The following is a 9,782-nucleotide window of genomic DNA, read 5'->3' as shown; positions in this document are numbered from 1 at the left end:
TACTGAGGCTGAACTCGTGGTGTCGCAGGGGCTGACGGCTGGTCGTCTGCTGCGGTATCACCGGAGGCATGCGGTATCCACAAGGGGGCGGGCTGACCGCCGAACGGCAGCAGTTCCGCGAGGGGTTACGGCTCAAGGCCGCAGAGCGGTTCGCCCAGGGCGAGGCGAGTGCGGTGATCGCCAAGGACCTGCGGGTCAGCGTCCGCTCTGTGCAGCGGTGGCGGCGGACGTGGGATGAGGGCGGTCCGCGGGCTCTGCGGTCGCAGGGGCCGGCGTCGCTGCCGAGGCTAAGCGAGAAGCAGTTCGCTCAGCTGGAGGCGGAGCTTGCCAAGGGGCCAGCCTCGCATGGCTGGGAGGACCAGCGGTGGACGCTGGCGCGGGTCAAGACGGTGATCGGCAGGCGTTTCCACCTGACCTACACGATTCAGGGTGTGCGCAAGCTGCTGGTGCGTAACGGCTGGTCCTGTCAGGTGCCGGCCCGACGCGCGATGGAGCGGGACGACGCGGCGGTGGCCGGATGGGTCAAGGAGGTGTGGCCCTGCGCGGAAGACTCGCGGCGGCGCGCGGAGCCTGGCTCGTCTTCGAGGACGAAGCCGGATTCTCCATGACGCCGCCGCATGCGAAGACCTGGTCCCAGCGCGGCCGGACCCCGGTGGTGCGGGTCCGCGGCCGGTCCCGTAGACGAGTATCGATCGCCGCGCTGACCTGCTACAAACCCGGGCACCGGTCCCGGCTGATCTACCGGCCCCGCCGGGACGACGGCCGACGCGACGGACGCAAGAGCTTCTCCTGGCGCGACTACCGAGACCTGCTGATCGCCGCCCACCAGCAGCTCGGCGGCCCGATCGTGCTCGTCTGGGACAACCTCAACGTCCACAAAGCCGCCGACCTGCGGGAATGGGCGGCAGCCCAGGACTGGCTGACCATCCACTACCTGCCGCCTTACGCACCCGACCTCAACCCCGTCGAAGGGATCTGGTCACTGCTACGGCGCGGCTGGCTCTCCAACGTCGCCTTCAGTACCCCCGAACACCTCGTCCAACGCATCCGACGCGGCCTACGGCACATCCAGTACCGCAGCCACCTCATAGACGGCTGCCTCGCCGAGACCGGTCTGGTCATCAGGCCCGCCTGATCAGCAGCACGACACCACGAGTTCAACCTCAGTAGATCGCGAGAGGGGAGCCGACACCGGTCCGTCGCCGGTCGACCGGCGGAAGACGGGCAGCAAGCACCACCTGATCTGCGACGGACGCGGCACCCCGCTGAAGGTCATCACCACCGCGGCCAACGTCAACGACGTCACCCAGACCCTCGCCCTGGTCGATGGCATCCCGCCCGTCGCCGGACGCCCCGGCCGGCCCCGCAGGCGTCCCGAAGCCCTGCTCGGCGACAAGGGCTACGACTCCGACCCCAACCGCCGTGCACTGCGCAAGCGCCGGATCCTGCCGGTGATCTCCCGCAGGGGTGCCCCGAACATCGAGGGCCTGGGCAAGCTCCGCTATGTGGTGGAGCAGACCTTCGCCCTGCTCCACCAGTTCAAACGCCTCGCTGTCCGCTGGGAACGTCGCACCGAAGTCCACGACGCCTTCATCTCCCTCGCCTGCAGCCTCATCTGCTGGAGACGTCTCAAGAACCACAACTCATGATCGTGTTACGAGCTCTATGGAGCCCGGCCGGAAGGACTTCCGGCCGGGCTCCATATTCATTGCGCGGAGAAGCTGAGGTTTGGTGCGGGCGCAAGGAGAACCCGCATCACAGGATCTCAGCCTGTCACCCTCCAGAGATGATCACATCGGTCGGCGGCCAGCAATCACATGCAGTGAAGGAGCCACCATCGGAGCTGCGCTGTGCTCAGGTTCAGCCAAGAACTACTCTCTTGAAACGAAGACACGAACCTGTTTTGGGCGTCCGACCGTAAACGCCTCATCAGCTAGAGACTCGGCGACTTCAGCCAGGACCGAACACGCATCCTCAAATTCCTTCGGGGAATCCTCGAAAAAGCGCAACGAGTCTTCCCAAATGATCGCAATTTTCTGATCATCGGTTGAGTAGATCCCGCCCCAGAGGGAATCAGAAAGCGCGTCCAAGCTATGCGAGCTTACTACCGGGGGATCCAGCGGAAGTGCCGCGCGAACGGCGTTGAAGAATGCCGCGCGACCACCCGCACCCCCGGCAGTGGTCATGGAGTACACGCGATAACCCTGTCGGGCGAGACCACTCGCAAGACAATAGATTTCATCACCACGGACCCACGTAAGCCCTGACTTAAAACCCGTCACGCCCTATCACCGAACCTGAACAAATGCCGGATCTCCAGAATCGCCATAGTGAGTCCACGTGTAGTACGTCTCACCCGTCTGATCGTTGCGGACCACGCGAAGAGGGCCAGCCCCTGGAGTGCCGGGTGGCGGCTCCACACGATACTCGCGGTAGGGAGAGCTGCTCCCCTGTCCGCCAGGCAAATTCCCTTCGCGATTCCTAAATGGAATGCCCCATCTCCTTGCGGTCGGACCAGTAGGGACTGTTCCCGCGTCAATATGACTCAACGTGCGGCCAAGAGCAGCCTCTTCTGCCGGAGGGAGAGACCCGGGAGTAATCCGCGCTACTATCGGACAGTTGCTATTGTGAACGAGGACCGGAGTCTGCCCCGCCAGCACATAGTACGTGTGGAGGTTGCTGACAGTGAGGTTGTAAACAACTCCGTTTCGAACCGTACTGCGCTCGATCGCGGCGACCTGCACGTAGGTACCCACGCTGGTCTGCAGCCAGTCGCCAGGCTGGAGGTCAGTCGCGTCGACCCACTCACCCTGCTCCGGGACCCAGAACGGGTGGCCGTCAGTTGCGGTTATGCGGGCCGTCTTCGCGCCTGCTGCGCCGTCTACGTCGACGGTGATCTTGATCAGGTGTTTATGGCCCTGGCCCTTGATCTCAGCAGTAACGGTCTCGACTCGATTTACACCCGACTCGGGGTCGGTAGCCAGAACCTCGTCGCCGGGGAGCAAGTCTTCTATGGGCTTGCTGGAACCATCAGCCAACAGGACTTCGGTTCCAGGGACGAAGCTGTTAGGGCATCTGCCCTGTGACTGCTGGGGGCCGGTACGTGACGCCAAACCGGCAGCGAACGCCTCACCCAAGGCCTGCCCTGTGGTCTTGTCGTAGAGAGGCGAGTCAACATTGGTGCCGGCGAGCGCTGCTTCCAGAGGTGAATAGCACGTGACGAACTTACAATAATTGTTCCGAAAGTACTCGATCTCCTCGTTCGACGCACCAGCCGCCCACATCTTAAAAGATAGCTGGTCCGTCACGCTTCCGTTTGATGGATCAAACTTGGCCATCATCTGGGCGACCTTTTTACCGCCCACGCTGAAATTGTTACGCGGCCACTTCTTCGGCGGTCCCGATTCAAGCGCGACGATCGCGTCAAGGATGAAGTTCACCTTTTCGAACAGAAGCTCGTCCCGACTCGGAAGCGCCCCCTTCTTACCCTTGTCCGTGGCGCTGACTTCCTTGCCGCCCTGACAATTTGCGAAGCCCTGCCAGCAATCCATCGAAATAAGACCCGTCGGGTCGCTCTTGGTGACCGGGCTCCCGTTCGCGTACGTGTACCCGTTCATCTGGAGCGGGTCCGTGATGTCGATGATCGGGTCCGCCGACAGGAAGCGGCCGAGCGTCGGGTCGTATTCGCGGGCGCCGATGTGGGTCAGACCCGTCGTGGAGTCGTCGACGCCGGTGCCGAGGAAGGTGCGGCGGTCGGGCCAGGCCGTGGGTTCGGCGCCTCGGGGGTTGCCGTAGGGGTCGTAGTAGCGGCGGGTCACGGTTTGGTCGGTCGACTGGTCGATGGACGTCGTCGAGGTCCCATGGTGGTCCGCGAGCATGACCGTGAGCTGGTGGCCCGTGGCCTTGCCGCCCGTGTTCCGCACCGTCGTCGGCGCGCCCGGCTGCCCGTAGTAGCGCCGTGCGTTCAGCGCCTTGCCCGCCGAGTCGACCGTGATCTCGGAGTCACCCAGGTAGAGGGTGCGGGTGGTCGCCGTGTTCTCGATCAGGCGACTGCCCGCGGCGTCGTACAGGTAGGTCGTCGTGTCTCCGGGGGTCCACTTCTGTGCGTTCGACTGGTCGCAGGAGGCGAGCTGGATGCTCGCACCGTCCGGGTAGTCGGTGCCGGTGATCACGACGCACTTGTCGGAAGCCTGGTTGTACAGGGACTTGTCGTCCGGCCGGCTGACGAACTGCTGAGCCGCGTTCTTCTCCACGCACGTCGAGAGCACGAGCGCCGTGCCGTTGACCGTCGCGCACTTGCCCAGCGACGTGAGGGTGCCGCCGGATGCCTTCCACTCCTGGTTCTTGCCGCCGTTGCAGGACCACAGCAGCAGCGCCGTGCCGTCGGTCGTGTTGCCGCGCGGGACGTCCAGGCACTTGCCGGACTCGGGGTTGACGAGCGCACCTCCCCCGTTGCCGAATCCGGAGACCGAGGTGACCTTGTTGCGCCGGTCCCACGTCAGGTTCTGGGTGTCTCCGCCGATGACCCGCTGGGTGGTGTTTCCCGTCGCGTCGTAGGCGTACGTGGAGATCGACTCGACCGAACTCGGGGAGGCGGCGGTGCCGGTGACGACCTTCGCGTCCGCCTGGACGAGCGTGTGCGGCTGTACGAGCTCCGACTCCTCCGTGCCGACCTTCTTGCCGTACGTGTAGCTGTACGTGTCGTCGAGCGTCGCGTCGGTCAGGTCATGGACGGTCAGGGACGTCCGGTTGCCGATGGTGTCGAAAGCGTACGAGTGCCAGTAGCCGCTCCCATCCACACCGGTCGAGACCTGCGTCAGGTTCGGGCCCGCGCCCTCGCCCGTCGTGGCCGCGGGGCATCCGGTCTTACCCGTCCAGGCGTGGACCAGGCGGCCCATCGGATCGTAGGAGAAGCACTGGAGGTCGATCTTCGCCGCCGGCTGCGTCTCGGTGATCGACGTGACGTTGCCGACCGTGTCGTATCCGTACTCCTGGGTGGAGACCAGGCTCGGCTGTGCGGCCTCCCGGTGGTTCTGGGTCTTCGTGACCCGGCCCGTGGACTCGTCGTACTCGTTCGTGGTCCAGACGCGGCGCCCGCTCTCACCCGAGGTCGTCCGCATGACCTGGCCCTGCGGGCCGTAGATCACGTCGGCTGTGTACCAGGAGAGGCCGGACGTCATGATCGGCGCGCCCGACGCGTTGTAGCGGGTGATCACCTTTTCCGCCGCGAGGCCGCCCGGCGTCGCGGGAAGGGTCACCGACTGGGGCTTGCCCGTGCGGGTGTAGGTGTTGCCGTAGGTGTACGTGCCGGCGAGGCCGGTCGTGACCTTGTCGACGTCGGGGATGGTGATCCGGCTGCCGGTGGGGCGGTACTCGGTGTCGTAGCCCGTCACCTCGCTGGTGTACGCGGCTCCGTCGTTGTACCGCGTGGACGCGACCGGCAGCCCCTTGCCGCCGGGCAGGCTGTCGTACGTCCACTTCGCGACGAGTGGGCCGCCCTCGGCGTCGTCGTGGAGTTCCGTCTGCCGGCCGAGGGCGTCGTACACGGTGTGCTGGGTGCGCTGCAGGCTGTCCTTCGACCACACCTTCCGGTCCAGGTCGTCGTAGCCGAACTCGGCCGCGCCCATGTCAGGGTCGGAGGTCGTCTTGAGGCGGCCGCGAACGTCGTAGGCGTAGCTCCAGCCGTTGCCGTCCGGGTCGGTGACGGTGGCCAGCTTGCCGCGGGCGTCATAGTCGTACGTGGTCTTCAGAGCCGCGGTCAGATCGGTCTTGGTGTAGTGCTCCACCTTGACCGTGCGGTCCGCCGCGTCCGTCCAGGTCTTCACCGCGCGGCTTCCGCTCAGCGGCGTGGTGCCCTTGGGGGACATGCCGATGCGGGACAGTGTCCAGTCGCCTCCGTACTCGAGCGTGCTCGAGTACTGCCGGGATCCCTTGTGCACGGTGACGGTGCGGACGGGGCGCCCGAGGCCGTCGTACGACGTCTCCGTCGCGTTGGGCACGTCGTAGTCGGTGAAGCCTTCGTCCGGGAAGAACAGCTTGGGTTCGGGCGCGCTCTCCTCGTGGTAGCCGTTCTTGGTCTTGGCGACGGTGCCGTTGGCGTTGTACAGCGTGTCCGTGACGATCCGGCCGCCGCCGACGGCGTCGGTCTGCGTCTGGCGGGGACGGAGGTGACCGTCGTAGAGGGCGACCGACACCGCGTACGAACCGTCGTCGCGGAGGGTCTCCGACGTCACCGCGGGGATGCGGTCAGGGTCGACCTGGTACGTGAAACGGGCCGAGGGGCTGTCGCTGTCGGGGTTGCGCGACGGCGACCAGACGGCGACGACCCGGCCGAGCTCGTCGAACGTGCTGACGGTCTTGCGGCCGTTGGCGTCGGTGGCCGAGAGGGCGGTGCCGCGGCCCGGGTCGAACGCGGTGGTGGTGGCGTGCCCCAGCGCGTTGGTGACGGTGATCTGGAACGCCGGGCCGGTGGCGGGGTTGTAGGTGGTGGTGGTCGCGTTGTCCTCCGCGTCCAGCACCCTGGTGACTCGGCCGAGGGCGTCGTAGTCCGTGCGGGCCGAGGTGATCCAGTCGATGCCGTCCTCGTCGACGGTGTCGACCTGGCGGGGGAGGCCCTTGGTGGGCGTGGTGCCGAAGGCGTTCAGCGCGTCGTAGGAGGTGCGGACGTCGGAGATGATCTGGTTGCCGGTCGCCGTAGCGGCCGCCGCGCAGGTACCGACGGTCGCCCTCACCCGCGAGGGCAGGCCGATAAGGTGGGCGGCCGTGTTGTGGACGTACGTCGTCTTCGCGCAGATCTCGTCCGACTTCGTCACCTTGTCGGCGCCGAGCGTGTACGTGTAACTGGAGACCGGCAGGCCGTACGTGGTCTCGTGCGTCGGGTCACTGACCTTCGTCCGCGTGGTGCCGTCGCTGAGCGTCTCAATGGACTGGGACCACTCGGTCCCGACGCGGTAGGCCCTGAGAGCCGGGACGCCGGTTCCCCGGCTGCGGGTCGCGGTCGTGGTGGCGGTCGGCAGGCCGACCTCGCGCCCGGCCTCGGTGCCGCCGGCACGCGTGTAGGTGATGGTCTCCACCGCACGCCCCTGGAAGGGCAGCAGGTCCTCGACTTCCTGGCTGGTGCCGTCGGCCTTCTTGAAGGACACCTTCACCTGTGCGCCGGTGATCTCACCGGATCCGTCGCCGGACATTCCGCGGAGGTACCGCGTGACGGTCTGCGACTGCTCCGTCGTGGGGGAGCCGGCCTCGTCGGGGGTGACCGTGATGCCCTTCTTCACGGTCACCTTGTCGTAGCCGCGCCACTGGTCGTAGGTGCGGAGCTCCGGCTTCACGAATTCGTCGGTGCTCTTGGCCCAGGCGCGGCTGCCACCGGTCGACTCGTAGTCGTAGGTCGTCCTGACGTCGGGCTGGCTCGCCGCGCGGTCCTTCTCGGTGACGCTCTTGACGACGTACTTGTTGAACCACTCAATCCGCGGGTTCTCCACCTCGGGGTCGGGAGACCACTTGGCCGGGAAGCAGCGGGTGCTGTTCGCCTGTGGAGAGGCGGGGATGTTCGAGGGGAGGCAGGGATCCGAGTACTCGACCTGGATCTCGCCGCCGGTCTCGGTGCGGATCGTCTCCACGCGCAGTCGGTTGAACCCGGGTGTGGGGTCGTTCGGCCCCGTGACCACACGGTTCGGCATGTCCTTCTGCATGTTGGGGAGGAAGGAGACGGCGAGCGGCGCGCTCGTCTTGCTGCCCGCTGCCCCATGGCCCGTGCGGCTGATCGACTCCAGCCAGAGCGGCGGGTGCGTCTCGGTGCGCTGGCGCGGGAACGAGTGCTGCAGGGTCCAGATGTCGACGACGGAGAGCTCTGTCGAACCGGTCGTGCGCTGTGCCTTCGTGGTGACCGAGTTCAGCTTGAGCCGGCTCCAGAAGGTCGGTGAGGTGACATAGCAGTTGGTGGTCGTCGACTTGCAGTGGAGCGTGGAGGGCGTGTCCCACCAGGGCTGCTTGTCCTCGTAGTTCTTGGAGTCGAACTCGGTGTCGCTGCAGCTGACGATGCCGCCGGGCAGGCAGCGCTGGCCGGTGGCGAACACGACCTGTGCGGCCGGAGCGCCGCCGAGGTTGCCGGCCCGCAGGCCGTAGCTGATCTGCGTCGGGTGGCTGGCGCGGTCGTAACTGACCGCGGGCTTGAACTTGCCGTTGCGGGCGTAGAGGTTCGTCTCCTGTTTCCAGTCGATGACCATGGCGTTGCCGTGGACGTCCTCGGCGTAGTCGAGGTTCCAGCGCCAAGCCTGCTGGCACGAGGAGCCGGCGAAGGTGGCTTGGTGGCAGGGCTCACCGCTCTGGTTGCCGAACACCGGCACCTTGGAGACGGAGTTGGTCAGGGGACGAGAGCCCACGCTTCCGTCGACGTCGTTCCGGCCGAAGTAGTAGCGGGTTCCGTCCTGAGTGGTGACCCGCCAGTGCTCGTTGCCGTAGGCGGCGTTCTGGGCGGTCGTCTTGACGTTGCCCGCGGCGTCCAGGTACTCGACCTTCGAGCCGTCGTCGCTCGCGGGCACCCAGCGGGTTCCGTCGTGGACGAGCTCCGTGGTCGAGCCGGCGAGGGACAGCACGACGTTGTCGCTCGCCCAGCACAGGTCGGACTTCTTCTTGTCCGTGGCGTTGTTGTTGTTGCCGTTGGTGAGGTCGTCGGAACAGGTGCGGTAGCGGCGCTCGACGTAGCCGGGGTGGTAGTCCCAGCCGTCGCCGATCCAGGAGGCCTGGCCGTTGGACACCGAGGTCTTGCCGTCGACCGACTGGGAAGAGTAGTTGAAGGCAATCTTGGGCGCGGGGCCCGCGGGGGGCGCGGGCACGGTGAGCGGATGGCTCCACGAGAATCCGCCTCCGCTGCCGCCGGCCGTCCAGGTACCGGACGCCGAGAGTGACGTGGCCCGGTACGTGCCGCCGGCGCCCGCGCCGGAGTCGGTGGCGGCCAGCACCGTGGGCCCGCCCCCGGACTGGGTGGAGAAGCCCTGCACCGGGGACTCGGCCGGGTCGACCGTGGCACGGATGGTCTTCGCCACGGGATCGTTCGTGCTGGGGACGTCGACGGGGACGTTGCACTCGTCGAGCTCGGGCGAGGTGAGGAAGCACTCCGGCAGCTGGACAAGTCGCAGACGGGTCGCCCACTCGGTGCCGTACAGGTCCTGGAACCGGCTGTAGTCGAGCTCGAGGTCGACAGGAGTGGAGCCGGTGGGCGGAGGGGTCACCTTGATGACGGCGCCGTTGAGCGCCTCGGCCTCCGTAGCCTCCTCGGGCTTGACCTCGACCTCCCATTGGCCGGACGGCTCCGGCGCCGTGGTCTCGGTGCCCATGGTGGCTCTGCCGAGGCTGACCGGGAGGTTTCCGACCGGGCGGAGGCCGTCGCCGACACCGCTGAGGTCCACGGAGTCCGTGGCCGTCGCCAGCGGCGCCACAGATCTCGGCGCGTACTCGGCCGGCGGCTCGGCTGGGGTGCCGGACCAGGTCGCGTGGCTCTCGATCTGCTGCTCGTCGGCGGGAGCGGAGTCCGTCTCCTGCACCGGCGGCAGCGTCACACCGTCCCGGGGAACGTCCGGTGGCAACGCCCAGGCAGGCGTCGGAAGCAGTGATGCGACGAGGGCTGCGGACACGGCCCAGCCGAACCCGCGGGGACGGACCCGGCCGCGCGACGCGGCACGGGACCGCCACAGGGAGTCGGCAGAGCCTGCCCTTCCTCTGACAGGCAGGCGAAACAGGCGTCCCGAACCGGACGAGGACATGCGAACCCCCCACATCCACTG

Annotated in this window: 3 protein-coding genes and 1 pseudogene; 2 read left to right on the top strand and 2 right to left on the bottom strand. The window is 66.9% G+C overall.

Features of this window, described 5'->3' with window-relative positions; genetic code table 11:
- Positions 1-68 precede the first annotated feature (68 nt).
- Both ESG85_RS36905 and ESG85_RS34955 read left to right on the top strand, forming a co-directional pair.
- A protein-coding gene (locus tag ESG85_RS36905) for an IS630 family transposase (protein ID WP_425471196.1) occupies positions 69-1,135 on the top strand; the annotation gives its coding sequence in 2 pieces (ribosomal slippage) (positions 69-512 and positions 515-1,135; 1,065 coding nt in all).
- Between the two features lie 46 nt (positions 1,136-1,181).
- A pseudogene (locus tag ESG85_RS34955) lies at positions 1,182-1,649 on the top strand (IS5 family transposase); the annotation flags it as partial.
- 222 nt (positions 1,650-1,871) lie between these two features.
- Here ESG85_RS34955 and ESG85_RS12500 read toward each other — a convergent pair.
- Both ESG85_RS12500 and ESG85_RS12495 read right to left on the bottom strand, forming a co-directional pair.
- Positions 1,872-2,186: a barstar family protein gene (locus ESG85_RS12500; RefSeq protein ID WP_246094958.1), complete on the bottom strand. Its 315-nt coding sequence runs from the start codon at positions 2,184-2,186 to the stop codon at positions 1,872-1,874.
- 102 nt (positions 2,187-2,288) lie between these two features.
- Entirely contained in the window at positions 2,289-9,542 is a 7,254-nt protein-coding gene (locus ESG85_RS12495) for a ricin-type beta-trefoil lectin domain protein (RefSeq protein ID WP_246094957.1), read from the bottom strand.
- Between the last annotated feature and the right edge of the window lie 240 nt (positions 9,543-9,782).

Source organism: Streptomyces roseicoloratus, from assembly GCF_004117935.1.
GTDB lineage: Bacteria > Actinomycetota > Actinomycetes > Streptomycetales > Streptomycetaceae > Streptomyces > Streptomyces roseicoloratus.
Note: the sequence above shows the minus strand (reverse complement) of the source record. Positions and strands in the feature narration are given on the sequence as shown.

Coding starts and splice junctions, on each gene's coding strand:
- ESG85_RS12500 (WP_246094958.1), bottom strand. CDS start 2,186: ATGACCACTGCCGGGGGTGCGGGTGGTCGCGCGGCATTCTTCAACGCC.